At 62.0% G+C, this 23703-nt stretch carries 21 protein-coding genes; 12 read left to right on the forward strand and 9 right to left on the reverse strand.

Features of this window, described 5'->3' with window-relative positions:
- The first annotated feature begins 164 nt into the window (after positions 1-164).
- Positions 165-1109, forward strand: coding sequence for a DMT family transporter (locus tag QQL76_RS11765; RefSeq protein ID WP_499208360.1), 945 nt, complete (start codon positions 165-167; stop codon positions 1107-1109).
- Positions 1110-1112: 3 nt separating this feature from the next.
- Here the strand turns inward: QQL76_RS11765 and QQL76_RS11770 are convergent, their stop codons facing one another.
- The gene (locus tag QQL76_RS11770; RefSeq protein WP_499207793.1) at positions 1113-1625 is read right to left on the reverse strand and encodes a CBS domain-containing protein; all 513 of its coding nucleotides are present in this window, start codon (positions 1623-1625) and stop codon (positions 1113-1115) included.
- Between the two features lie 260 nt (positions 1626-1885).
- Between QQL76_RS11770 and QQL76_RS11775 the strand changes: the two genes are divergently transcribed.
- Positions 1886-3088, forward strand: coding sequence for a sensor histidine kinase (locus QQL76_RS11775; protein ID WP_499207794.1), 1203 nt, complete (start codon positions 1886-1888; stop codon positions 3086-3088).
- Positions 3089-3106: 18 nt separating this feature from the next.
- Here QQL76_RS11775 and QQL76_RS11780 read toward each other — a convergent pair whose 3' ends face one another.
- Positions 3107-4378, reverse strand: coding sequence for an MFS transporter (locus tag QQL76_RS11780; protein WP_499207795.1), 1272 nt, complete (start codon positions 4376-4378; stop codon positions 3107-3109).
- A 170-nt stretch (positions 4379-4548) separates the two neighbouring features.
- Positions 4549-5448: a uracil-DNA glycosylase gene (locus tag QQL76_RS11785; RefSeq protein WP_499207796.1), complete on the reverse strand. Its 900-nt coding sequence runs from the start codon at positions 5446-5448 to the stop codon at positions 4549-4551.
- 167 nt (positions 5449-5615) lie between these two features.
- On the opposite strand from QQL76_RS11785, the gene QQL76_RS11790 reads away from it, so the two are divergent.
- From QQL76_RS11790 to QQL76_RS11805, 4 genes are all read left to right on the forward strand, one after another.
- Complete coding sequence (locus QQL76_RS11790; RefSeq protein WP_499207797.1) at positions 5616-7286, forward strand: electron transfer flavoprotein-ubiquinone oxidoreductase; 1671 nt, start codon at positions 5616-5618, stop codon at positions 7284-7286.
- 12 nt (positions 7287-7298) lie between these two features.
- Positions 7299-8171 (forward strand): exonuclease/endonuclease/phosphatase family protein, encoded by an 873-nt coding sequence (locus QQL76_RS11795; protein ID WP_499207798.1) that lies wholly within the window; start codon positions 7299-7301, stop codon positions 8169-8171.
- Positions 8172-8247: 76 nt separating this feature from the next.
- Positions 8248-8862 (forward strand): LysE family translocator, encoded by a 615-nt coding sequence (locus tag QQL76_RS11800; RefSeq protein ID WP_499207799.1) that lies wholly within the window; start codon positions 8248-8250, stop codon positions 8860-8862.
- A 164-nt stretch (positions 8863-9026) separates the two neighbouring features.
- Complete coding sequence (locus QQL76_RS11805) at positions 9027-9980, forward strand: diacylglycerol/lipid kinase family protein (protein WP_499207800.1); 954 nt, start codon at positions 9027-9029, stop codon at positions 9978-9980.
- Here QQL76_RS11805 and QQL76_RS11810 read toward each other — a convergent pair.
- Positions 9949-11451 (reverse strand): AMP nucleosidase, encoded by a 1503-nt coding sequence (locus QQL76_RS11810; RefSeq protein WP_499207801.1) that lies wholly within the window; start codon positions 11449-11451, stop codon positions 9949-9951. The genes QQL76_RS11805 and QQL76_RS11810 overlap by 32 nt on opposite strands.
- A 309-nt stretch (positions 11452-11760) precedes the next feature.
- Between QQL76_RS11810 and QQL76_RS11815 the strand changes: the two genes are divergently transcribed.
- The gene (locus tag QQL76_RS11815; protein WP_499207802.1) at positions 11761-13728 is read left to right on the forward strand and encodes a HAMP domain-containing methyl-accepting chemotaxis protein; all 1968 of its coding nucleotides are present in this window, start codon (positions 11761-11763) and stop codon (positions 13726-13728) included.
- A gap of 156 nt (positions 13729-13884) precedes the next feature.
- On the forward strand, positions 13885-15888 hold the full coding sequence (locus tag QQL76_RS11820) for an AI-2E family transporter (RefSeq protein WP_499207803.1): 2004 nt from the start codon (positions 13885-13887) through the stop codon (positions 15886-15888).
- 15 nt (positions 15889-15903) lie between these two features.
- On the opposite strand, the gene QQL76_RS11825 is transcribed toward QQL76_RS11820, so the two are convergent.
- Positions 15904-16071 carry a hypothetical protein gene (locus tag QQL76_RS11825; protein WP_499207804.1) on the reverse strand — a complete coding sequence of 56 codons (168 nt, stop codon included), beginning with the start codon at positions 16069-16071 and terminating at the stop codon, positions 15904-15906.
- A gap of 178 nt (positions 16072-16249) precedes the next feature.
- Between QQL76_RS11825 and QQL76_RS11830 the strand changes: the two genes are divergently transcribed.
- Positions 16250-16945, forward strand: coding sequence for a glutathione S-transferase family protein (locus QQL76_RS11830; RefSeq protein ID WP_499207805.1), 696 nt, complete (start codon positions 16250-16252; stop codon positions 16943-16945).
- Positions 16946-16950: 5 nt separating this feature from the next.
- Here QQL76_RS11830 and QQL76_RS11835 read toward each other — a convergent pair whose 3' ends face one another.
- Both QQL76_RS11835 and QQL76_RS11840 read right to left on the reverse strand, forming a co-directional pair.
- The gene (locus tag QQL76_RS11835; RefSeq protein WP_126010970.1) at positions 16951-17301 is read right to left on the reverse strand and encodes a DMT family protein; all 351 of its coding nucleotides are present in this window, start codon (positions 17299-17301) and stop codon (positions 16951-16953) included.
- A 199-nt stretch (positions 17302-17500) separates the two neighbouring features.
- Positions 17501-17848 carry a DUF2147 domain-containing protein gene (locus QQL76_RS11840; protein ID WP_245451326.1) on the reverse strand — a complete coding sequence of 116 codons (348 nt, stop codon included), beginning with the start codon at positions 17846-17848 and terminating at the stop codon, positions 17501-17503.
- A 504-nt stretch (positions 17849-18352) separates the two neighbouring features.
- Between QQL76_RS11840 and QQL76_RS11845 the strand changes: the two genes are divergently transcribed.
- Positions 18353-18619, forward strand: coding sequence for a sel1 repeat family protein (locus tag QQL76_RS11845; protein ID WP_126010969.1), 267 nt, complete (start codon positions 18353-18355; stop codon positions 18617-18619).
- 58 nt (positions 18620-18677) lie between these two features.
- On the opposite strand, the gene QQL76_RS11850 is transcribed toward QQL76_RS11845, so the two are convergent.
- On the reverse strand, positions 18678-19790 hold the full coding sequence (locus QQL76_RS11850) for a pyridoxal phosphate-dependent aminotransferase (protein WP_499207806.1): 1113 nt from the start codon (positions 19788-19790) through the stop codon (positions 18678-18680).
- A 22-nt stretch (positions 19791-19812) separates the two neighbouring features.
- Entirely contained in the window at positions 19813-20244 is a 432-nt protein-coding gene (locus QQL76_RS11855; RefSeq protein ID WP_404862374.1) for a YqaA family protein, read from the reverse strand.
- A 223-nt stretch (positions 20245-20467) separates the two neighbouring features.
- Here QQL76_RS11855 and QQL76_RS11860 point away from each other — a divergent pair, with 223 nt between their 5' ends.
- Together QQL76_RS11860 and QQL76_RS11865 are read left to right on the forward strand one after the other, a co-directional pair.
- Positions 20468-21430, forward strand: coding sequence for an AEC family transporter (locus QQL76_RS11860; RefSeq protein WP_499207807.1), 963 nt, complete (start codon positions 20468-20470; stop codon positions 21428-21430).
- A 137-nt stretch (positions 21431-21567) separates the two neighbouring features.
- A complete protein-coding gene (locus QQL76_RS11865; RefSeq protein WP_499207808.1) occupies positions 21568-23700 on the forward strand; it encodes a TonB-dependent siderophore receptor in 2133 nt (710 codons plus the stop codon).
- Positions 23701-23703: the final 3 nt, after the last annotated feature.

The following is a 23703-nucleotide window of genomic DNA, read 5'->3' on the forward strand; positions in this document are numbered from 1 at the left end:
GGCTGGTTTCGTCTCTGCGGCCGGTGTTTTTTCAGACATCGGCCGCGTTCCCGGCTAATCAGGGTTGCTTACCAAACCCCTTGAGTCGTGCCGTGACCCCTCCTTCTCCTGCCAGGCAGGCCAATTCGTCATCCCCGGAAGCCGCATCAGCCGCGCCGGGTGACGTGTCTGCTCTCGCTCCCGATCCGGAGACGATCCGCGGCATCCTGCTCAAGATCGCCTCCGTCACGGTCTTCATCGGCATGTCCACCTGCATCAAGGCGGCGGGTGAGGGGATTCCTGCAGGTCAGATCGTTTTCTATCGATCGCTCTTTGCGATGGTGCCGATCCTCACCTACCTGGCTCTGCGCCGGCAGCTGCGCACCGCTTTCGCCACGACAGCACCCCTGTCGCACGTCCTGCGTGGCCTTGTCGGCGTCTGCTCGATGGGCCTCGGTTTCTACGGCCTCACCAAGCTTCCCCTCCCGGACACCATCGCGCTCGGTTACGCGATGCCGCTGCTGACAGTCGTTTTCGCGGCGATTTTCCTGAAGGAGCAGGTGCGCATCTACCGCTGGAGCGCAGTGCTCGTCGGTCTCGTCGGCGTCATGATCATATCCTGGCCGCGCCTCACGCTATTCAACAGCGGCGTCGGGTCGTCCGAGGAAGCGTTCGGCGTGCTGGCCATTCTCGCCTCCGCTGCACTCGGCGCCTGCGCGATGATCCTCGTGCGGCGGCTCGTCGCCACTGAGCGGACGCCGACGATCGTGCTCTATTTCTCGCTCTCGGCGACGCTGCTTGCGCTTTTGACGCTGCCATTCGGCTGGGCAGCACTCGACGCGGAGCGGTTCGCTCTGCTCATGGCTGCCGGCTTCTTCGGTGGTGTCGGGCAGATCCTGCTGACCCAGTGCTACCGCTATGCCGATGCTTCGACGATCGCGCCGTTCGAATACACCTCCATCATCCTCGGCATCGCGATCGGCTATCTGATGTTCGGCGACGTGCCGACCTGGTCGATGCTGCTTGGCACGGCCATCGTCATCTGTGCCGGCATCTACATCATCGTGCGCGAACATCAGCTCGGCCTCGAGCGGCGTGCCGCGCGACGGCTCGTCACGCCTCAGGGTTGATCGCTAGCTCGTCAGGAAGGCGATCAGAATCACCGTGTAGACCAGGATGCCGGCGCCAATCAGCACGAATTGCAGGTTGGATGAGATCGTCGCCCGGGTAACGTCGCGGGCATGGTCGATCATGTCGGGCCAGGTGTAGGAGACGAAGTCGCCCTGCGTCATGATCGCCGTCACGCGACCTTCGTTGTCCACCACGGGCAACCGCCGGAAACGTTCGTTCGACATGATCTGCAGCCATTCGACGACATTGTCGTCGGCATGGGCGACCTTGACGTTGCGGGTCATGATGTCGCCGAGCATCGTCTGGTGCGCATCACGGCCCTGGTTGATGAGCCGCTTCATCAGATCGCGCTCCGTGACGATACCCAGAAGCTTGTTCTGCGGATCGACGACGACCACCGAGCCGTAATTCATCTCCGACATCTGCTTTACCGCTTCGCTCACCGGCGTATCGGGCGGGAATGCGAGCGGTTTCGGCTTGTTCATGAACTCCTTGCGTTCGCGTATGCGCATCATGATGCTCCCGGATGCAAAGCCCCCATGCCGAGAGGTAGCGTATCATGCGGTGAGGCATAGCGTCGCAGCAGAAATTATGAGGCCCCGTCTTCAACACGGCGGGGGGCTGGCGGACTTGGCAAATGGCGGGAAGGTGAGCCAAAGCTTGGAAAGCGCAATGGCAGATCCCATCTGATGCGCCGAACGAAACAATGCTCGGACCGACCATCAACCGGGCACCACGACGGGGCCGCCAGAGGGGCGGGGGACACGCATCATCCATGAATGAATCGCTTCAAGGCACCCTGGCGGTCGAAACGTTGACGACCGACGAACTCACCTACCGCCTGTCCCAGCAATCGCTGCTCGCCGAATTCGCAAGCTTCGCCCTGCAGTCGCGTGATCTCGACGCAGTGCTGCAGCGAGCGACGGAACTGTGCTCCGCTGGCCTGCGCACGCCCTATGCGAAAATCCTGTGTTACCGGCCCGAGCAGAACGACCTCCTGATGGTCGCCGGCGTCGGCTGGGAAGAAGGCTCGGTGGGCAATGCGGCACTTGGTGCCGATCTGGCCTCGCCGGCGGGCTTTGCCTACCATACGCGTCAGTCGGTCCTCTCGAACCATCTGGAGCACGAGGAGCGGTTCCGCACACCCGAACTTTTGCGCAGGCACAACATCCGTCGCGCGATCAATGTGCTGATCGAGTATGGCGACGGGCCGGAACGCTTCGGCGTCATGGAGGTCGACAGCCCCGATGCCGGCATGTTCGACACCTCCGACGCGCATTTCCTGGCGGGTTTTGCGGCACTGCTCGGCATCGCCATCGAGCGCCAGCATAAGGACCGGCTTCTGGCGCAGGCGCTGGAGCACCAGTCGCTTTTGACACGTGAAATGAGCCACCGGGTGAAGAACTCGCTCGCTGTCGTGTCCAGCCTGCTGCGCATCCAGGCGCGCGGCGGCGTGTCGGACGAGGTGCGCAAGGCGTTGGACGATGCAGGATCGCGAGTCGCGACCGTTGCGCAGGTGCACGATCATTTGTGGCGCGGCGAGATGGTGGGCGAGGTCGACCTTGTCGGGTTCCTGCGCGATCTCTGCCGCAACCTCGAAGGTGCCGGTCCCGGCCATCCCATCTCATGCGAAGGCCCGTCGCCGCTCCAAATGTCGGCCGACCGCGCCATCCCGCTGGGGCTGTTCGTCAATGAAACGATCACCAACGCGATGAAATACGCCTATCCAGAAGGCCAGCATGGCCCGATCTCCGTCAAGGTCGACGCCGATGACGAGCGAGTCACGGTCAGCGTGAGTGATCAGGGCAACGGTTTCCCGCCGGACTTCGACTTCGAAGCCGCCCGCGAGAGCCTCGGCCTCAAGATCGTGAACTCTTTTGCGCGGCAGTTGGAAGCGGAACTCAAGATCGAGCCCCGCGCCAATCCCGGCTGCCGCTTCACGGTCAGCTTCGCGCGCAGCGCTTCAGTCGCGCACTAGGCGGTTCAAGCTCACGCCTCAAGCCGCTGGCCGCTCCTGGATCACGTCGTCGGGGGTGGCGTCGACGCGCGGATCCAGTTCCACCGTCTGTGGGGTCTGCCCCTTGCCGATCGGGATCGCGCGGAAATCGGACCGCGCCTCCTCGGCCGGCTTGGCGCGCTTAGTGGTGCGATAGAAGGCGTAGGCCGAATAAAGCCCGAACGCCGTGGCGATTGTCGCAAAGAGCGCCCACGGTCCCAGCGCATCCATGGCTGCACCCGTGATAAGCGGGCCGATCATCGTGCCGAAGCCATAGATGATCAAAAGCCCGCTCGAAACCTCCACGAAAGCGTTCGGCTCGGCATGGTCGTTCGCATGAGCGACATTCAGCGAGTAGATCGGGAAGAGCACCGAGCCCAGGAGGAACATCGTCAGGAAGAACGCCCAGCGGCTGTCGACGCCGACCAGAACGGCGGCAAGCGACAGCACCAGGCCGACCAGCCCTGCGAAGATCATGACATAGCGGCGGTCGGTGCGGTCAGAGAACCGGCCGAGCGGGATCTGGAACACCGCTCCGCCGATCATGGCGGCGGCGAGCATTGTCGCGCCTTCCGCGGTGGAGAGCCCGCTCTGCTGCGAATAGACGGGCCCGAGATTGCTCCAGGCGCTCGCGATCGCTCCGGCCAGCACGGCGCCGACGACGGAGGCTGGCGAGTTGCGGAAGAGCTTGCGGATGTCGAGCGTCACCTGGCTCAGCGGCTGCGGCGACTGCGCGCTCGATATCCCGGTCGGGATCACCGCCAGGCTGTAGAGCAGCGCGCCGACGATGAAGAGCGTGGGTCCGGCCGCATCGCCAAGAGGAACGGCGAACTGGCCCATCATGAGGCCAAGCATGGAAATGGTCATGTAGACCGAAAACACGCTGCCGCGCGTTTCGTTGGTGACACGCTCGTTGAGCCAGCTTTCGATGACCATGTAGCCACCGGCGATCGAAAATCCTGCCACCGCACGAATGAGGATCCAGGCCAGAGGATGGACGATCAGCGCATGCATGAGCACCGATACCGACATCAGCGTCGCGAGCACGGCGAAGACGCGCACATGCCCGACGCGCAGCACAAGCCGTGGGGTCAGCACGCACCCGGTCGTGAAGCCGATCGCATAGCTCGTGGCCATCAGTGAAACCGACAGCGTCGACCAGCCCTCGGCGACGGCGCGAAGCGGCAGCAGATATCCGGCAAGACCGCCTGCCATCAGCATCAGGAACGCTGAAAAAAGCAGACTGCCGATTGGCAAAAGATTGGTGACCATGGGCAAACGCCGCCGATTTTGTTGTTGTCGTTTTGGGCAAGGATGTGAGGACGGGTCGCGAAGCAGTCTGACCGCGACGCCCGCCCTGAACCTCGAATTGCACGAAATCATGGCAGACGACGGCTCAATGACGACACCTCAGCCGTCATCCGGCGCCAAACTTCGGAAAATTACGCGTCGAGCCGGGCTTTGAGTGCCAAAAGGTCGCGCCAGGCGACTTTCTTGTGGGCCGGACTTGCGAGCAGAGCCTGTGGGTCGAGCATCGGCAGTGCCGGCCAGGTGCGATCGCCAAGCCGATAATCCGTCCAGGTGCCACACTGCGCGGTGATGTTGCCGGTCATGTCCATCAGCCCCTTGGTCACGACATTGCCGAGGACAACCAGGATTTCCGGATCGACGAGCTCGATGTGGCGCTCGGCAAAGGGCCGGCAAAGCGCCACCTCATGCGGCGTCGGCGTTCGATTGCCGGGCGGCCGCCAGAAAATCAGATTGGTGAGATAGGTTGTCTCACGGTTAAGCCCGATTGCGCCCAGCATCCGGTCGAGCATCTGGCCCTCGCGCCCGACGAAGGGGAGGCCTTGCAGATCTTCCTCGCGGCCGGGCGCGCCGCCGACGATCATCACCCGCGCCTGCGGATTGCCATCGGCAAAGACTGTGGTTTTGGCGCTGAATTTAAGGCTGCAGCCGGCATAGTCGCTCACGGCCGCGCGCAGTTCGGCGAGCGTCGTGGCCTGCCGTGCCTTCTGCCGCGCATCGGCGAGCGCGACCTCGTCGGGAATGATCCCGATGGGCATGCCGGAGGACTGCTGCGAGGATTGGACGACGCGGCCTTCGCCCGGACCCTCGCGCGGCGTGGCCGGCAGAGGCCGCGGATCCCGCTCGCCTGGCCGAACCGACACATCGGCACGCCCGGCGATCGGACCGGACCGCTCGGATCGCAGGGCAGCACTCTCTGCGAAACGATCGATAGCGGCATCTTCCAGCATGCAGTCGACACCGGCATCGGCGTAGAAGGCGAGCAGGGCAGCCAGATCGCGATCTGAGAGCTGGGCGAGATCGTTTGAATGCATGCCCCTCAATTATCGTCCTTTCGCGGCGCTGGCAAACGGAGAGGGATTTCCCGGCCGACTCGGGAACGGGACGGGTCGACAATGTGTTGACGTTTTGCCATGGAGAGTAAGCTTTCAGCGGCGGTGCGTGCCGGCATCTCTGCTCCAGACGAATGAGGAAAGACCGGATGAACGACACGACCGAGGCTGCAATCGAACGCGAAAGCATGGAATTCGACGTCGTGATCGTCGGCGCTGGCCCCGCTGGTCTGGCAGCCGCGATCCGGCTGAAGCAGCGCGATCCTGAAATCAACGTCGTCGTGCTCGAAAAGGGCGGCGAGGTCGGTGCCCACATCCTGTCAGGTGCCGTCGTCGATCCATCCGGCATCGACCAGCTCCTGCCCGATTGGCGCAGCGAGGCCGATCATCCCTTCAAGACCCCCGTCACCGAAGATCAGTTCCTCATTCTCGGCCCGGCAGGCGGCATGCGCCTTCCGAATTTCCTGATGCCGCCGCTGATGAACAATCACGGTAACTACATCGTGTCGCTCGGCAATGTCTGCCGCTGGCTTGCCGGCAAGGCGGAAGAGCTGGGCGTCGAGATCTACCCGGGCTTTGCAGCTGCCGACCTGATCTATGACGATGCCGGCGCCGTCATCGGCGTGGTGACGGGCGACATGGGCGTGGAGCGTGATGGCACGCGCGGTCCGAGCTTCCAGCCCGGCATGGAACTGCTTGGCAAATACGTGCTCGTCGGCGAAGGCGTGCGCGGCTCGCTCGCCAAGAAGCTGATCGCCAAATATGCGCTTGCCAAGGACAGCGAGCCGCAGAAATACGGCATTGGTCTGAAGGAGCTGTGGGAGGTGAAGCCTGAGAACCACCGCCCAGGCCTCGTGCAACATTCCTTCGGCTGGCCGCTCGATTACAAGACCGGCGGCGGCTCGTTCCTCTACCATCTGGAAGACAATCTCGTCGCCGTCGGCTTCGTCGTCCACCTGAACTACAAGAACCCGCATCTGTCGCCCTTCGACGAATTCCAGCGGTTCAAGACGCATCCGAAGATCGCCGACGTGTTCGAAGGTGCCAAGCGCGTATCTTACGGCGCTCGGGCGATCTCCGAAGGCGGCTTCCAGTCGGTACCGAAGCTCGTCTTCCCGGGCGGGGCGCTGATCGGCTGCTCGGCCGGCTTCGTCAACGTGCCGCGCATCAAGGGTTCGCACAACGCGGTGCTGTCTGGCATGCTGGCTGCCGAACATGTGGCGGATGCGATCAAGGCGGGACGCTCGCATGATGCGGTCGAGGGATACGATCAGGCCTGGCGGACATCGCCGGTCGGCGAGGACCTGAGCCGGGTACGCAACGTCAAGCCGTTCTGGTCGCGCTTCGGCATGGCCGGCATTGCGCTCGGCGGCATCGACATGTGGCTGACGACGCTGTTTCGCGGCTGGTCGCCTTTTGGAACCCAGAAGCACGGCGTGGCAGACCATGAAGCGCTCGAGCCGGCCTCCAAGCACAAGAAGATCGATTATCCGAAGCCAGACGGCGTCCTCACCTTCGATCGGCTCTCATCGGTCTACCTCTCCAACACCAATCACGAGGAGGATCAGCCGGTCCATCTCCAGGTGAAGGACATGGAGCTGCAGAAGAAGTCCGAATGGGGCGTCTTCGCCGGCCCATCGGCGCGCTACTGCCCGGCCGCTGTTTATGAGTGGCACACGGAAAGCGGCGGCGAGCCGACCTATGTGATCAACGCGCAGAACTGCGTGCACTGCAAGACCTGCGACATCAAGGATCCCAACCAGAACATCAACTGGGTCCCGCCGCAGGGTGGGGAAGGGCCAGTGTATCAGAACATGTGAGGCACCGGGCGGATGCTGGTCCGCCTGTCGGCGCTTCTCGCTGCAATGGCGATCATCGTCGGCTGCACGTCGTTGCCATCTAACGACCAGCTGGACGGCACCCGCCTACGCGTCGCCAGCCTCAATGCCCTTTATATCCGCCCGTCGGGTCCGCGTTTTGAAGCGTGGCTCGATCGGCGAGAGGCAATGGTGTCCGCCATCGCCGAGATCGACGCGGACATCTTCGCACTGCAGGAAGTCGAGACATTCGACGGAAGGCCGCTGAATGAGGGCAATCTTCAGCTCGATTTCCTGATGGAGCGCTTGCCGTCCTATGGGTTCGCGGCAATCCGACCGCCTGAATCCGTGCCGTCGACCCAGCCGATCCTTTACCGCAAAGACCGGTTCAGGCTGCTCGACGAGGGGTTCTATTTCTATCCCGGCCAGGGCGATCCCGTTTTTCCCCGCCGCGCCGATGGGCGACAGAACCGCTATGCAAGCTGGGCGCTCCTTCAGCCGCTGGAGGGTGGTCCACCGATCCACGTCCATAACTTCCACTTCGACCATCAAAGCGGCACCCGGCGACAGGAAGCCGCTTCCCGGATCGCCACAGATATAGCCCCGGCGATCGCCCGCGGCGAGCCGGTGCTCGTCATCGGGGACCTCAACGCGCTGCGCCATTCGCCCACAGGCGCAATCCTGCGCCGGGCGGGCCTGGCGTTCTCACAGATTACCGGCCCGACGTTCCACTTCGGAACCGGCATCGGCGCTTTTCCGGCGATCGATCATCTTCTTTATTCCGAGCGCTTCGAACCCGTTGGCCGCGGTGTCGTGTTCCGGCGCAATTATGATGGCCAATTGCCCTCGGACCATCATCCCGTCGTCCAGGACTTCATCTTGCACTGAGGCGGTCGATGCGCTTTCCTGGGCGCGGCTTCAGGCGTATTGTCCACGCCTCTAATCTCATCGTGGATTGCCTTTCATGGACCTCGCTGCCCTGTCCGTTTTTGCCGGTGCGCTTTTCGTGGCTGCCGCTTCGCCGGGACCCGGCATCGCCGCCATCGTCGCGCGGGTGCTGGGCGCCGGCGCGGGCGGTGCTGTGATCTTTACGGCCGGGGTCGCCTTCGGCGACGTGCTGTGGCTTTCCGCTGCGATCGGCGGCCTCGCGCTGCTGGCCCAAAACTTTGCGCTCGTCTTCCAGGCGGTGAAATGGGCGGGCGTGCTCTATCTCGTCTATCTGGCCTACAAGATGTGGACGTCCGCGCCAAAGCCTACGAATGTGCGCGCCGCGGAGGGCGGTGAGCATCCGCTGGTGCTGTTTTCGGCGGGGCTCGCGGTGACGCTCGGCAATCCGAAGACCATGGTTTTCTACATGGCGCTCCTGCCCAATCTCATCGACCTGGAAGCGGTCACGATGCTCGGCTATGTGGAGCTGTCAGCGATCACGCTTGCCGTTCTCGCCATCGTCTTCGGGTTCTATATCGTGCTCGCGGCCCGGGCGCGGCGGCTTCTGACGAGCGCCCGCTCGATGCGGATCGTCAACCGCTTTTCCGCCACGGCCATGGTCGGCGCTGCAGCGTGGGTCGCAGCCCGCTGACTCTCAATCAGAATTCGAGCAACAGGCTGTAACTTTTCGTTCGCTTGACCGTTTAGGCGGCGGCACCAATATGGTGTCGCGCCCTCGGGCCAAAGCTGGCTCCCATCTTTGTTTTTCAGATGGATGAGGCAGGCGCGTCCCGACCGCTGATTGGATCCTCGACCATGAATGTGCATGCAGTCTTCAACCGCGACGGCGGAACGTTCCGCACGATGGATATGGAAGCGTTCTGCCATACCGCCACACGCATCTTCGAAGCGCATGGCCATACGCTCACCTGCGAAAACGTGACCGGCAAGCAGATCAAACGGAAGCTCGAGGCAGTCGCGGCCAAGGGTGACGTCGATGTTCTCTTGGCCGGCGGTGGTGATGGCACGATTTCCACGGCGGCCGGCATCGCCTGGAAAGCCGGCATGCCACTCGGCGTGGTGCCGGCAGGCACCATGAACCTTGTTGCGCGAACCTTAAAGGTGCCGCTCGACCTCGAAGAGGCGCTCGAGGCCCTGGCGGCCGGCGAGATCATGGATGCCGATATTGCAAGCGCCAACGGCCGCGCCTTCGTGCACCAGTTTTCGATCGGCATGCAGGCCCGCATGGTCCGGCTGCGCAACAGCTACTCGTTCAAGTCCCGCTTCCAGAAGATCATCGCGACGAGCCGTGCTGCCATGGGCGTAATCCTCGATCCGCCGGTCTTCAAAGTGTCCATCGATATTGATGGCAAGTCCGAGACCCGCAAGGTGTCCGCGATCGCCGTCTCCAACAACCACTATGGCAACGATTCCCTGCTCTATGCGGACACGCTGACAGGCGGCCAGTTGGGTGTCTATATCGCCAAGCCGCTATCGACGGCCGGCATGACGCGTCTTGCGGCCGACATTCTGCGCCGTCGCTTCCGCGAGAACGAGAATATCGACGAGATCGGTGCCATGAAGGTGCACCTCTATTTCCCCAAGCTCTATTCCAAGGCGCGTTCCGTCATCGACGGCGAATTGGTGGAGCTGGAGCGAGACGTCACGATCAAGCTCCACCCGGGCGAGTTGAAGATCCTAGCGCCCAGCCAGACAGCTCTGGACGCCAAGGGCGCATCTACTGGAAAGCAGTCTCGTAGAAGCTCCTGAGCTTGCGCGAATGCAGCCGCTCCGGCGGCATGGCGGCTAGCTTTTCCATCGCGCGGATGCCGATTTCGAGATGCTGGCTCACCTGCGTCCGGTAGAACGCCGTTGCCATACCGGGAAGCTTCAGCTCGCCATGAAGCGGCTTGTCAGAGACACAAAGCAGCGTCCCGTAGGGCACTCGGAAGCGGAAGCCGTTTGCGGCGATCGTCGCCGATTCCATGTCGAGCGCGATCGCGCGTGACTGGGAGAGCCGCTTGACCGGTCCGCGCTGGTCGCGCAGTTCCCAGTTGCGGTTGTCGATCGTGGCAACCGTGCCCGTGCGCATGATGCGCTTCAGATCATAGCCTTCGAGCCCTGTGACTTCGGCAACCGATTCCTGCAGCGCGACCTGGATTTCGGCGAGCGCCGGAATGGGCACCCACACGGGCAGATCGTCGTCGAGCACGTGGTCTTCGCGCACATAGGCGTGCGCCAACACGTAGTCGCCCAGCGTCTGGCTGTTGCGCAGGCCGGCGCAGTGGCCGAGCATCAGCCAAGCATGCGGCCTGAGCACCGCGATGTGATCGGTAATGGTCTTCGCGTTGGAAGGCCCGACGCCGATATTCACCATGGTGATCCCGCCATGGGACTTCTTCTTCAGGTGATAGGCCGGCATCTGTGGCAGCCGCACGCCAGCCACGCCTTCCGTCGGCTCGTCCGAGCCTGCGGGCGTCATCAGATTGCCCGGTTCGACGAAGGCTTCATAGCCACCGCCACCTTCCGCCATCAGGCGGCGGGCGAAGGCGCAGAATTCGTCCACGTAAAACTGGTAGTTCGTGAACAGGACGAAATTCTGGAAATGGTCGGCATTGGTTGCTGTGTAGTGTGATAGCCGCGCCAGCGAGTAGTCTATGCGCTGCGCGGTGAAGGGCGCGAGCGGCGAGGGCTCGCCGGGACCAGGCTCGTAGGAGCCATTGGCGATTTCGTCGTCCGTATTCGTCAGGTCAGGGGTATCGAACAGATCCCGGAGCGGTACAGTGAAGTTTTCCGCAAAGGACGCTTCCACATAGGCGCCTTCGCCGAATGCGAAATGCAGCGGGATCGGCGTATCCGATTCCGACACGACGATTGGTACGCCGTGATTCTTCAAGAGGAGCCCGATCTGGTCCTTCAGATAGGGTGCGAACAGTTCCGGTCGCGTGATCGAGGTCGTGTAATGCCCGGGCTGGGTCACATGCCCATAGGAGAGGCGCGAATCAACATGGCCGTAGGAGGTCGTGTAGAGGCTGACCTGCGGGTAGTAGGCGCGATACCGCGTGGCGGGCGGAACGCCTTCACTCAGGCCTCTAAACGCGTCGGTCAGGAACGCGGTGTTGCGGGTATAAAGCTCCGAAATGGCTCCCAGCGCTTCATCCGGATCAGAGAATGATCGCGGTTCGTAAGCGTCAGGTGACAATATGCGGGCGTCGGTGTGGTCGAAAGTCTTCTTGTCCATGCTCTACTATAGGCATCGCTTCGTGACAGGGAAATCGCCAACGCCAATTTTCCACGCAAGGTATACCTACTGGAATTGATGATGCGCAATTAATGCCTTCTTCATAGACGACTGCCACCAATGATATGGCTTGGAGACTGGTACTTCGCCACCAGATTGCATGATGCAGTTCTCCCGGATGCCCCCATCGGCGGCATGGCGTTGCGACGAGATGATCTCTCGGCGCGTCCCTCTCATCAACGATCGTCAAACAGCCGTTTAACGGCCCGCTTTCGCGCGGGACCGACGCTATGTCCATGGGAACAACGAATGTCGAAGATAAAGATAAAGCAGCTGCTGCCGGCCCTTTTCGCGCTGATGGCGCTCATCGCGCTGGCTCAGGGCGCACTCGGCTATTCGGCGGTGGCGACACTGCGGGAGCAGGTACAGGAATTCAGTGAGCGTCGTGTCCAGATCGGTCAGCTGATCAACCAGATCGATGCTGCAACGGCCGACATTCGATTGGCGCACGCAAACCACACCATGGCTATCACACCGGAAGAGACGGCTGAGGTCGAAGACCGGATCGTGCGCCGCATGGAGCGGCTGAATGAGTTGAACGCTCTGTACTTGACCTATCTGACGACGGATACGTCCCGCGGTCTTCATGCCGAGTTCACACAGGCTTGGGATGCCTACATGGTCTCTGCAAACGAGATGCTGGAGCGTTCGCGCCTGAACCGGAAAGGCGCCGCCCAAAGCATGTTCATGGGCTCTTTGCGTGTTGCCTATAACGAAATCGACAGCCGCATCGTCGCCATGCTCGATTTCAACAATCAGATGAATGATCGCGCCGTGGCAGAAGCTGAAGCAGCCTACGAGCAGGCGCGCCTCGTCACAATCGGTGCGGTCCTCCTGTCTATCCTGCTGGCGATCGGCGCAGGCATGCTTGCACTCAACCGGATCTCCAAGCCCATCACCCGCATCACCGCGTCGATGAACGCGCTCGCTGCGGGCGATCTGCAGAGCGAAATTCCCTTCTCCGACCGCAAGGACGAGATCGGTGACATGGCGGCATCGGTGGCGATCTTCCGTGATGCCGGTCGCGACAAGATCCGTCTGGAGCAGGAAGCAGAGGACGGTCGCTCGCTGACCGAGAAGGAGCGGATCGCCCGCGAAGCCGAAAAGGCGCGGGAAGCAGCGCAGATCGAAATGGCGATCACAGCCATCGGCGAGGCGCTCGGCCGCTTGGCGGATGGTGATGTTGCCTATCGCATCGACACCGAATTCTCAGGCAAGCTCGATCGTCTGCGTATCGATTTCAACGAGGCCGTGGCTAAGCTTGAGGAAGCGCTGCGGGCTGTCGGCGGCAATGCAAGCGGCATCTATGCAGGGTCGGAAGAAATTCGCGCCGCTGCCGACGATCTCTCCAAGCGCACCGAACAGCAGGCGGCCTCCGTCGAGGAAACCGCAGCGGCACTCGAGCAGCTGACGACGACGGTGAAGGACGCGACCCGCCGCGCGGAAGAGGCTGGCCATCTCGTCGCCAAGACCCGCGAAGGTGCTGAGCGTTCCGGTGAGATCGTCGCCAGGGCCGTAGGCGCCATGGGCGCGATCGAAGCTTCCTCCGACAAGATCGGAAGCATCATCGGCGTTATCGACGACATCGCGTTCCAGACCAACCTTCTGGCACTCAACGCGGGTGTCGAAGCCGCACGGGCAGGTGACGCGGGCAGGGGCTTTGCGGTCGTCGCCCAGGAAGTCCGGGAGTTGGCTCAGCGCTCCGCTCAGGCAGCCAAGGAGATCAAGACGCTGATCACCAGCTCCGGTGCACAGGTCAAGGAAGGGGCATCTCTCGTCAGCGAAACCGGCAAGGCGCTGGAAGCCATCGTGGTCGAGGTGCAGGAGATCAACCGCCACGTCGTTGCGGTCGTGGAAGCCTCGCGCGAGCAGTCGCTCGGTCTCAGCGAAATCAACACCGCCGTGAACCAGATCGACCAGAACACCCAGCAGAACGCCGCCATGGTGGAACAGTCCACGGCGGCAAGCCATAGTCTGGCCCGGGAGGCGACGGCGCTCAACGAACTGCTCGCGCAGTTCAAGATCGGCGGCATGGATGGCCATGAAAGCCGCTCGTCGACACCAAGGCAGCGGCCCGTTGTTGCAGCGGCCGAGCACGGTGCGTCGAAACGGCCGGAATCGCCGGCCCGCGCGCTCGGCCGCAAGCTTGCCGGTGCATTCTCTCCGCGCAGCGAAGGCAATGCGGCGCTGAAAGCGTCGGACTGGGAAGAGTTCTGATCGCAATGCTCGAGAGCCCCGCTTCAAAAGCGGGGATCGGGGAGGAAAGGGCGGCCTGATGGCCGCCTTTTCTTTTCATGAGATCGCCCTAAGGAACCAATTGAGGCAGGCCCCGTTCTGGTCCTGTCTGACCGTCGCTCGCGGTGAGGCATCGAATTGGGTGCGAGCGTGGTGGAATTCATGCCGCAGCAGGACAGCAAGCGAAGCGCAGCCATAGCCGGCAGCGCTTTAACTCCTAAAGTCACACCATCAGGAACGGCCGTTCGTCAGGCCGCCCCCTTCGGCCCGCAGTCGCTCATCGCCGCGATCGCCGTTGTCACGGCGCTTTATTTCGGTCGGGACGTGTTCGTGCCGATCGCCTTGGCTGTCCTTCTGACCTTTCTTCTTTCGCCGATTGTATCGCTGCTGCGGCGCTGGCGAATCCCGAGATCCATTTCGGTGGTCACGGTCGTCATCATGGCGATGTTCGCAATCTTCTGTTTCGGTGTTGTCGTCGCCAATCAGGTGAGCGTACTCTCGTCGAACCTCCCGTCCTACCAATTCAATATCCAGAACAAGATCCGTGATCTGCGCGAGACGCAGTTGGCCAGCGGCTCCTTCGACCGCGCTGCAGCGATGCTGGAGGCGATCGAGCGGGAAATCAGACAGGCCGAGGAGGAAGACGCGGCAGACGCAGAGGCGTCGGGCGAACCGGCGCCGATTCCAGTGCGGATCGAAGAAGCGCCTCTTACCCCTTTCGAGATGCTGCAGACATTCGTCGTGCCGCTGATCGAGCCGCTGGCGACCGGCGGTATCGTCATCGTCTTCGTGATTTTTATGCTTCTGCGGCGGGAAGATTTGCGGGACAGGTTCATCCGGCTCGCCGGGTCGACAGACATTCACAAGACCACCAATGCCCTGCAGGATGCGGGGCGTCGCGTTGGCCAATATCTGTTGATGCAGCTGGTCGTGAACGTCACATACGCCATCCCGGTTGCTGCGGGCCTCTGGTTCATCGGCGTGCCGAACGCGCTATTGTGGGGACTGCTCGCCCTTGTACTACGCTTCGTGCCCTATGTCGGTCCGATCATCGCCGCCTTCTTCCCGCTGGCGCTGGCGATCGCGGTCGATCCGGGCTGGACGATGCTGTTCTATACCGCGGCATTGCTCATCACGCTGGAACTGATTTCCAATAACCTGATTGAGCCGTGGCTTTACGGGTCGCGGACAGGCCTCTCACCGGTCGCGATCATTCTCGCGGCGATTTTCTGGACGTGGCTCTGGGGGCCCATAGGCCTCCTTCTCTCCACGCCCTTGACGGTCTGCTTCGTCGTGCTTGGGCGCCACGTTCAGCAATTCGAATTTCTCGACATTCTCCTCGGCAACGAACCGGTCCTCGCCCCGCACGAGCGGCTTTATCAGCGCTTGCTGGCCGGCGATCCGGACGAAGCGACGGAACAGGCCGAGATTTTTCTGCGTGAACGTCCGATCCGCTCATTCTACGACGACGTGGCCATTCCAGCGCTCGTGCTGGTCGAGCATGACCGGTCGCGCGGCGTTCTGGACGATGCCCATCGCGAAATGGTCGCAACGAGCGCGGTGGAACTTGTTGAAAACCTGTCGGAGCATGAGGATGTCGAGGCTGCCGAGGACGCGAACGAAAGAGACCTGAAACACGCCGCCGGTGCGGATTTGAAGCTGAAACCAGGGCGCATCGTCTGTGCGGGTGCCCGCGGCAATCTCGATGATGCGGCAGCCTTCATGCTGCGCGATGCGCTGGAGCATGCTTCGATCCACGCACTGGACGTGCCGCACGAGATGCTTCAGCCGACCCAGCTTCGAAGTTTCGATTTCGACGACATCGGCACGATAGTCGTGGGCTATTTGAACAGCGAATCGATTGCCCACGCCCGTTATCTGGTGCGCCGCCTGCGGCGCCAGAGTCCCAAGCTGACGATCATCATCGCATTTTGGGGTGCGACAGGTGGCCGGGACGAGTTGGCGAAGATCGAAGACGCGATCCGTCCCGACGCGGTCTTCACGACAATCGTGGAAGTCGTGGCAGCTCTCCAACCGCTAGCGGAAGTGTCGAAGGAAGCTGAGGCGAAAGCGGCGGTCGAGGGTGCGGAGGAAGATCACGCATCTGTCGGGCTTCTGTCGGAACCGCAGCCTGCCGTTTGATGACGATCTTGCGTGTCAGCCGGCCCGCTGCAAACTGACATAGAGCACGAGGCCAGCACCGCTGATGCTGTTCTCGGCGCCGGCATTGGCCATTGCAAGGGCGCCCATCGGCCCGACGAAGGTGGCTGTGAGGAGGCAGATGCGCAGAGCAGTCGCGATGCCTCGCTTGGACCTGGCGATCATGACTGTCACTCCTCTCAACCCAGCGGCCCATCCGCTGTTCGTGTCGCCTTTATAAGAAAGAGCTTCTGAACGCGGTCTGAGGCTCGCGTTCATCCAGCGTTCAGACAATCCGCTTCGGCCGCTTGCATGGCCGAATACCAAACCTACCTTGATGCCAACGCAACAGGAGGCTCGAAAGATGAACGACAGGCCTATCGAACTGCATTACTGGCCGACACCAAATGGCTGGAAAGTCACGATTTTCCTTGAGGAGATGGGTCTTCCCTACGACGTCAAATACGTCAATATCGGCAAGGGCGAGCAGTTCGAGCCGGAGTTCCTGAAGATCGCGCCGAACAACCGTATGCCCGCGATCGTGGACCCGGACGGTCCCGGTGGGCAGCCCATTTCCGTCTTCGAATCGGGCGCCATCCTTCAGTATCTGGGCCGCAAGACCGGGCAGTTCTACCCAAGCGACGAGCGGGAACGTGTCGAGGTCGATCAATGGCTGTTCTGGCAGATGGGCGGTCTGGGGCCGATGGCCGGCCAGGCCCATCATTTCCGCCAGTACGCGCCGGAGAAGGTGCCCTACGCCATCGATCGCTATACCAACGAAGTGAACCGCCTCTACGGCGTCATGAACAGGCGGTTGGCCGACCGTGAGTTTCTCGCTGGCGCGTATTCCATCGCCGACATGGCGTGCGTCGGGTGGGTCAAGCCCCACGCCAATCAGGGCCAGGATCTGAACGACTTCCCCCATCTGAAGCGCTGGTTCGAGACGCTGCTGGCCCGTCCCGCGGTCGTGCGTGGCCTCAAGGTGGGAGAGGAGCACCGCCGCAACATCGCCAATGACGATGAGGCGAAGAAGGTGCTCTTCGGCCAGCGCGCGCGCTGAGTGATCTAGCCGAGCGGCGCCTTGAACACGAAGAAGGCGCCGCCGGCGATCATTGCGAAACCGACGAGGTGGTTGATCGTCAGCTTCTCGCCGAGGAAATAGACCGAGAAGAAGGCAAAGATCACCAGTGTGATCACTTCCTGCATCGTCTTCAGCTCGGCTGCCGAATATACCTGATGTCCGATGCGGTTTGCGGGCACGGCGAGGCAATATTCGAAGAAGGCGATCCCCCAACTGGCCAGGATCACGATCCAGAGGGCCTTGTTCTCGAACTTCAGATGTCCGTACCAGGCGAACGTCATGAAGACGTTCGACAGCGCGAGAAGCACGATCGGCATGATGGCGGCGTAAGTCATCGAGGATCCCCGGGAGGAAGGTTGACAGCGCGAATCGCGAGGCGATCCATTCGCTCTATACCGCCTCTCAAATTCCGACCAGAGAGATGAGCGCTCAGCCTTTAGGGTCACCCATGCCGGCTTCAGTCAGCTTTCCTGCGCACGCAAAAAAGCCGCCGGAGCGGATGCCACGGCGGCTAATGTCAGAACGTGAAACGATCTACTGGCGCTGCCAGGTCTCGCCGCGGCACAGAACCGCGAGCACACAGCCTTCGAGGCGCATGTTGTTGCCGTCCACAGCCGCTTTGCCCCTGTAGGTCTTGTCTTCGGCCAGATCGGTGATCGAGCCGGAATAGTTGGTGCCCGAACCGGCCATCGCACCGATCTGCTGGCCCTGGAACTCGCCGTTCTGAACGGTTCCGCAGAAGCCGTCGCTGCACGGCGCGAAGGTCACGAGCGTGCCCGTGGACGGACGCAGCCACGTGCCCTCGATCGGCTCGGCGGCATTCGCCTGAGCCGCAAGGCCAAAACTCATCACGCCTGCCAGAATGACTGCGCGCATCATCATCGATTGTCTCCTCCTCAAGAGCGATCGCCGAAGCCTCCCGGGCGACCGTGCCCTCTTATAGATGACGCGCACGTAAGCGTAAACAGAATTGGCGCTTTGCGTGCGCATCTCGCCGTGGAAATTCCGGTCCGGCAGCTTGAGTATCCGTCCCGATAAAAATCACCGCCGTTTTTCGTGGTTAGCAGCCGGTAAAAATCGCTCGGTAAACATCCTCTAAAATTTGTCTCAAAAGCGCCGCGTCGCAGCGGGTGCGATGTTTAACGAAAACCCAAATTTACCAAGCATTTGAACTTTGTTTGTCTCCAGTTAAGCACGCCTTTTAACGGCGGTTTCAAGCCTTCCGGGCATAGTAGGTCACATCAGGGAGACGCCGCGGCAAGACGGCGCTGACACCCCGGAAAGACCAGAAAACCGGCACCGGGCAAGAAAAAGAAAAGCAAAAGACGCTCTCGAAGAGTGCGACAGGGACAACGAAGAAAACGAATTCGAACGGGGATATGAGATATGGCTCGCTTTGACATTCTGGATCACGAAGTTTCCGCCCAGGGCGGCAAGACCAACGCAGACGTCTTCTGCGAAATGGGCCTGATGTATGCGACCGGCCGCGAATGCGGACAGGATCTGGTCGCAGCCCACAAATGGCTGAACATCGCCGCCATCAAGGGCTCCGACCGCGCCGCCGAACTGCGCGCCGACGTTGCCGCGACGATGTCGAAGAGCGAGCTCGCCGCGGCGCTGCGCGCTGCCCGCGAATGGATGACGATGCACTGATCGATCGCTGAGGGACCGGCAAGACGCTCCACAAGAAGGGCGCGGCCGGAGATTTCCCTCAGCCGCGGGCGGCTTTCAAGGCCGCTGGCAGCCGTTCTGCAAAGACATCGAGCTCGGCCTTTGGCGCCGCGCTCACACGGATGCACCGGTTCAGCGGTGCGACGCCGGGCATGCGCACGAAAACACCGCTTTCGACGAGTGCGGTCAGCACGCTCTTCGCGAACACACCGTCCTGGCCGCAGTCGATGGTGACGAAGTTGGTCGCCGAGGGCAGTGGCGTCAAACCATTGTCGCGTGCGATCTCCGCGATCCGTTCACGCGCTTCGGCCACGGCATCGACGACGCTCTTAAGATAAGTCTGGTCGGCAAGTGCTGCCTGCGCCGCGATCTGCCCCTGGCGGTTGACGCCGAAATGGTTGCGGATCTTGTCGAAGGTGCGGATCGTATCCGGCGCTCCGATTGCGTAGCCGACCCGCATTCCTGCCAGCCCATAGGCTTTCGAAAAGGTGCGCGTGCGGATCACGTTCGGCCGGTCGAGAAAGGCATGTGCCGCAGGCAGCGTGCCATCAGGCGCGGTTTCGCCATAGGCTTCATCCAGCACCACCATGGTCGTCTCCGGAACGGCATCGACGAACGCGGCCACCTGGCCGGCGTCGACGAAGCTGCCCATCGGATTGTCCGGATTGGCGAAATAGACGAGTGGTGCGTCTTCCCTGCGGCAGGTTTCGGCGAGTGCCTGCCAGTCCTCATGATCGTCCCGATAGGACACGGTGACGAGCCGTCCGCCAAACCCGGCAACATGGTAGTTGAAGGTTGGATAAGCGCCGAGCGACGTCACCACCGGCGTGCCGGGCTCGACGATCATCCGCACGATCAGGCCGAGCAGGCCATCGATCCCTTCGCCGACTGCAACTGCGTCATAGGCAACGCCGAGATGCGCCGACAGCGCGCTCTTCAGCTGGTAGTTCTCCGCGTCGCAGTATTTCCAGGCTTCCTTGCCCGCTTCAGCCATGGCCTCGACGACCCTGGGCGAGGGGCCGAAGGCGCTTTCATTGGCGCCGATGCGCGCATCGAACGGCCGTCCGCGTTGACGCTCCTGGGTCTCCGGCCCGACGAAGGGGATCGTTGCCGGAAGACCGGCGACGAGTGGCGTGAACCGCGAAAATCCCATGAAGCGCTCCTTGTCCGGTGGCTCAGCGCGCAATGGCCGAGGTCGTGTAGGCAATGACGATGTAGCGTGCACCTTTGCCGATCGCCACGAGAATGATGAAGGTGAGCAGCTTGGTTTTCATCACGCCGGCAAAAAGCGTCAGCGCGTCGCCGAACAGCGGCACCCATGAAAACAGGAGCGCATAGACCCCGTATCGGCTGAACCAGCGTTGCGCCTTGTCGAGCTTGTCGGGCGAAACCGGGAACCACTTCCGGTCGCCAAAGCGCTCGACATAGAGGCCGAGAATCCAGTTGATGATCGATCCCGCCACGTTGCCGACCGTCGCCACTGCCACGAGCACCCAGATGGCGGTCGTGCCAGTGCTGATCAGATAGATGAGCACTGCCTCAGATGTTCCAGGCAAAATGCTCGCCGAAACCATGGCGGAAAAGAACAGGCCTATAAGTTCGGTCAAAGGAGATGGTCCTGGGATTGCTGGAGCCGAGAGGCGTCCAGGCGGGCGGCTGCGTTGGGTTAGCGTTTGCCATGCCTTCGAGGCTGCTGCAATCTTCGTCGGGGTCAGACGCGTGATTGCCTGGCAGCAAGGGTGTACAGGCGCAAATTGCGGGCGTAAGCAAGCTTTGCCCCCTATCGCTGGCACGATCGCCTTCGCCGCCCCCACCTTCCAAAAGTTTGCCATGCCGCCCTTCGTCGAGACGATCCTTTTTATCTTTGCCCTGATCGTCATCGGTTATGGTGCGGCCGCCCTCGGCCTCTTGAAAGCCCAGACGGGCGAGGGGCTCAGCACCTTCGTCGTCTCCGTAGCTCTGCCGATGCTTCTTTTCAGAACGCTGCTCGCAGCCGACTTCGGCTCCGGTCTGCCCTGGGGGCTTTGGATTGCCTATTTCTCAGGAATTGCCGTCACCTGGACGCTCGGGCACATCACCATCCGGCAGGTTTTCGGGCGAGACGCACGGGCAGGCGTCGTGGCCGGCGTGACATCCGCCTTTGCCAATCTGGTCCTTCTTGGCCTCCCGCTGATCGCCGGCATCTACGGGCCCGAGGGCCTGTTGTTGCTGAGCCTGATCATCTCCATCCATCTGGTGATCCTGATGGCTGTGTCGATGTTGCTGTTCGAATGGGCGCAGCACAAGGATGGGGTGTCGAAGGGCTCGATCGGGATCGTCGCTTTCGTGCGGAGCTTCGGCCTGCAACTCATCCGAAACCCGTTGATCGTCGGCATTCTCTGCGGGCTGATCGGGCGCCTGATTGGCCTCGAACTGCCATCGCTCGGCAGCCGTCTCGTCAACAGCCTCGCCGATATCGCAGCACCCCTGGCGCTTTTCGCCATGGGCATGAGCCTGCGCAATTTCGGGCTTGCCGGACATCTGATGCCCGCCGCAGCGCTGACCTTCCTCAAGCTGATGGTCATGCCCACGGTGGTCCTCGTCATGGCGCTCATCCTGGAATTGCCACCACTGACCGCACAGGTCGCCGTCGTTTCGGCCTCGATGCCCGCAGGCGTCAATTCCTGGCTGATCGCCAACAAGTTCAACACTGGCCAGCGCCTCGCCTCGACGGCCATGACCATGTCGACGCCGCTGGCAGCCTTGTCGACGCTTTTCTGGGTTTTCGTCGCAGGCCATGTCTTCGGCGGCTGAACCCATTCTGGAGCAGAGAGTTCAAGTTTGAAGTTGACTCGCATCATCAACTTTAATATCGCGCCCCTTGGCTAGGCCATCGGGGGCGTCATTTCACATGCCCTTGGCGGTGGCGGCCACATCGCCAGGGGATCATGATGGCCGCAACGTCCTTCCAAACAGTGCTTCGATTCGCCCTTCTCGCCGGCGTCTGCCTCCCGGTGGCAGCGCTTGCGCAAACGCCTACCGAACTGGAATCGATCGAGGTGCAGGGCGTCTTCGACGACGGGCAAGGGCCGTTCGAAGGCTATGCCGCCGAGGCGAGCGTCAGCGCCACCAAGGGCGGGCGCCCGATCATCGAAACGCCGCAGGCCGTCAGCGTCGTGGGCGCCGAGTTCATTGCCGACACGGCGGCCCGCACGGTCACCGAAGCAACGCGCTATTCGCCGGGCATCCGCTCGGAGACGTTCGGCAACGATGCCCGCAACGACTGGTTCCTGCTGCGCGGCTTTACCTCCCAGGTGAGCAGCTATTTCGTCGACGGCCTCGCGCTGAAGTCGAGCGACAGTTTCGCCACCTGGAAGATGAACCCCTATCTGCTCGAGCGTATCGATGTGCTTCGCGGCCCGTCCTCCTCGCTCTACGGTTCGTCCAACCCTGGTGGCCTCATCAACATGGTCACCAAGCGCCCGACGGGCGAGACCGGCGGAGAGATCACGACCGGCATCAACGAGCATGGCCGCGGAATATTCGGCATCGACGCGCAAGGCGTTGCCGGGCGTTCCGGTGATTGGGCCTGGCGCTTTGTGGCTTCGGGCAATGCCGGCGACACCGAATATGAATTCATCGACGACGACGGCTTCGCCATCATGCCGTCGCTCACCTGGACGCCGAGCGAGGATACGACCCTCGAACTCTACGCCAATGTTCAGGCCTTCAGCACCAATGGCCAGAACTTCCTGCCCTATGTCGGTACCGAGGTCGACGCGCCCTTTGGCCGGATCGATCCGGAAACCTTCACCTCGGAGCCCGGATACGATGCGTTCAAGCGGACCCAGGCCATGGCGGGGTACGAATTCGAGCATCGCTTCAACGACCGGGTGACGGTGCGCCAAAACCTGCGCTACGCCCATCTCGACATCGACTTCACCAATGTCTACGGCGTTGGTTACGCGGCCGGCTCGCCCACGGCGACGAACGCCGATCTGGCGCGCTTCAACTTCATCACAACGCCGCAACTCGGCCTGTTCTCGGTCGACAACCAGGCGGAATTCTTGGCCGACACGGGTGCGCTTTCGCACACGCTGCTTTTCGGGGTGGACTATGCCCGCTTCGATCTCGATGACGAGGCCGGTTTCGACTTCGCCCCGTCGCTCGATCTCCTCAACCCGGTCTATTCCGGCATTACCGCACCGACGACACGCTACAGCGACCAGAGCACGGTCCAGCAGCAACTCGGTCTCTACGTGCAGGATCAGATCGAGTACGGAAACTGGGATCTCGTCCTGTCCGGCCGGTCGGATTTTGTCGACACCGACATCGACAACAATCTGGGCGCCGACAGCTCCCAGTCTTCCGAAGCGCTCTCAGGTCGTGCAGGCCTGATGTACGGCTTCGACAACGGCATCTCGCCCTATGTCAGCGTGTCGCGCTCGTTCCTGCCCGTCATCGGCACCGACAGCGTCTCGGGCGCGGCATTCGATCCGGAAACGGGGATCCAGTACGAAGCCGGCGTGAAGTACCAGCCCGCCTTCCTCGGCGGCGGATATATCGGCCTTTCCGTCTTCGACCTGACGCGCGAGAATGTCGTGACGTCCGACGGCATCAACTTCAATCGCCAGATCGGCGCCGTGAATTCGCAAGGCTTCGAACTGGAAGCGGCCGGCCAGATCACGCCGGATCTGAAGTTCGTCGGCTCCTATACCTGGTACGACCTCACGATCGAAGAGGGCAATCCGGTCGAGATCGGCAATGTACCCACCGCCGCACCGGAGCAGTTCGCATCGCTTTGGCTGGATTACACCGTTCCGCAGGGCGCGCTTGAAGGCGTGAGCGTCGGCGGCGGCGTGCGCTATGTCGGGCGCTCCTATGCCGACACGGCCAACACGCTCGAGGTCGGCGACACCGTGCTCGTCGATGCCGCCTTGCGTTACGAGAAGGATGCGTTCGCGGCCGCACTTAACGTCTCGAACCTCTTCGACGAAACCTATGTCGCTGGCTGCAGCAGCCCAACGGCATGTTTCTACGGCGAAGGCCGCGAAGTCGGCCTCACGCTGAGCTACCGGTGGTGACGG

The organism is Rhizobium albus (assembly GCA_030160035.1).
GTDB classification, from domain to species: domain Bacteria; phylum Pseudomonadota; class Alphaproteobacteria; order Rhizobiales; family Rhizobiaceae; genus Georhizobium; species Georhizobium albus.

Coding starts and splice junctions, on each gene's coding strand:
- QQL76_RS11770 (WP_499207793.1), bottom strand. CDS start 1,625: ATGATGCGCATACGCGAACGCAAGGAGTTCATGAACAAGCCGAAACCG.
- QQL76_RS11775 (WP_499207794.1), top strand. CDS start 1,886: ATGAATGAATCGCTTCAAGGCACCCTGGCGGTCGAAACGTTGACGACC.
- QQL76_RS11780 (WP_499207795.1), bottom strand. CDS start 4,378: ATGGTCACCAATCTTTTGCCAATCGGCAGTCTGCTTTTTTCAGCGTTC.
- QQL76_RS11785 (WP_499207796.1), bottom strand. CDS start 5,448: ATGCATTCAAACGATCTCGCCCAGCTCTCAGATCGCGATCTGGCTGCC.
- QQL76_RS11790 (WP_499207797.1), top strand. CDS start 5,616: ATGAACGACACGACCGAGGCTGCAATCGAACGCGAAAGCATGGAATTC.
- QQL76_RS11795 (WP_499207798.1), top strand. CDS start 7,299: ATGCTGGTCCGCCTGTCGGCGCTTCTCGCTGCAATGGCGATCATCGTC.
- QQL76_RS11800 (WP_499207799.1), top strand. CDS start 8,248: ATGGACCTCGCTGCCCTGTCCGTTTTTGCCGGTGCGCTTTTCGTGGCT.
- QQL76_RS11805 (WP_499207800.1), top strand. CDS start 9,027: ATGAATGTGCATGCAGTCTTCAACCGCGACGGCGGAACGTTCCGCACG.
- QQL76_RS11810 (WP_499207801.1), bottom strand. CDS start 11,451: ATGGACAAGAAGACTTTCGACCACACCGACGCCCGCATATTGTCACCT.
- QQL76_RS11815 (WP_499207802.1), top strand. CDS start 11,761: ATGTCGAAGATAAAGATAAAGCAGCTGCTGCCGGCCCTTTTCGCGCTG.
- QQL76_RS11825 (WP_499207804.1), bottom strand. CDS start 16,071: ATGATCGCCAGGTCCAAGCGAGGCATCGCGACTGCTCTGCGCATCTGC.
- QQL76_RS11830 (WP_499207805.1), top strand. CDS start 16,250: ATGAACGACAGGCCTATCGAACTGCATTACTGGCCGACACCAAATGGC.
- QQL76_RS11835 (WP_126010970.1), bottom strand. CDS start 17,301: ATGACTTACGCCGCCATCATGCCGATCGTGCTTCTCGCGCTGTCGAAC.
- QQL76_RS11840 (WP_245451326.1), bottom strand. CDS start 17,848: ATGATGATGCGCGCAGTCATTCTGGCAGGCGTGATGAGTTTTGGCCTT.
- QQL76_RS11845 (WP_126010969.1), top strand. CDS start 18,353: ATGGCTCGCTTTGACATTCTGGATCACGAAGTTTCCGCCCAGGGCGGC.
- QQL76_RS11850 (WP_499207806.1), bottom strand. CDS start 19,790: ATGGGATTTTCGCGGTTCACGCCACTCGTCGCCGGTCTTCCGGCAACG.
- QQL76_RS11860 (WP_499207807.1), top strand. CDS start 20,468: ATGCCGCCCTTCGTCGAGACGATCCTTTTTATCTTTGCCCTGATCGTC.
- QQL76_RS11865 (WP_499207808.1), top strand. CDS start 21,568: ATGGCCGCAACGTCCTTCCAAACAGTGCTTCGATTCGCCCTTCTCGCC.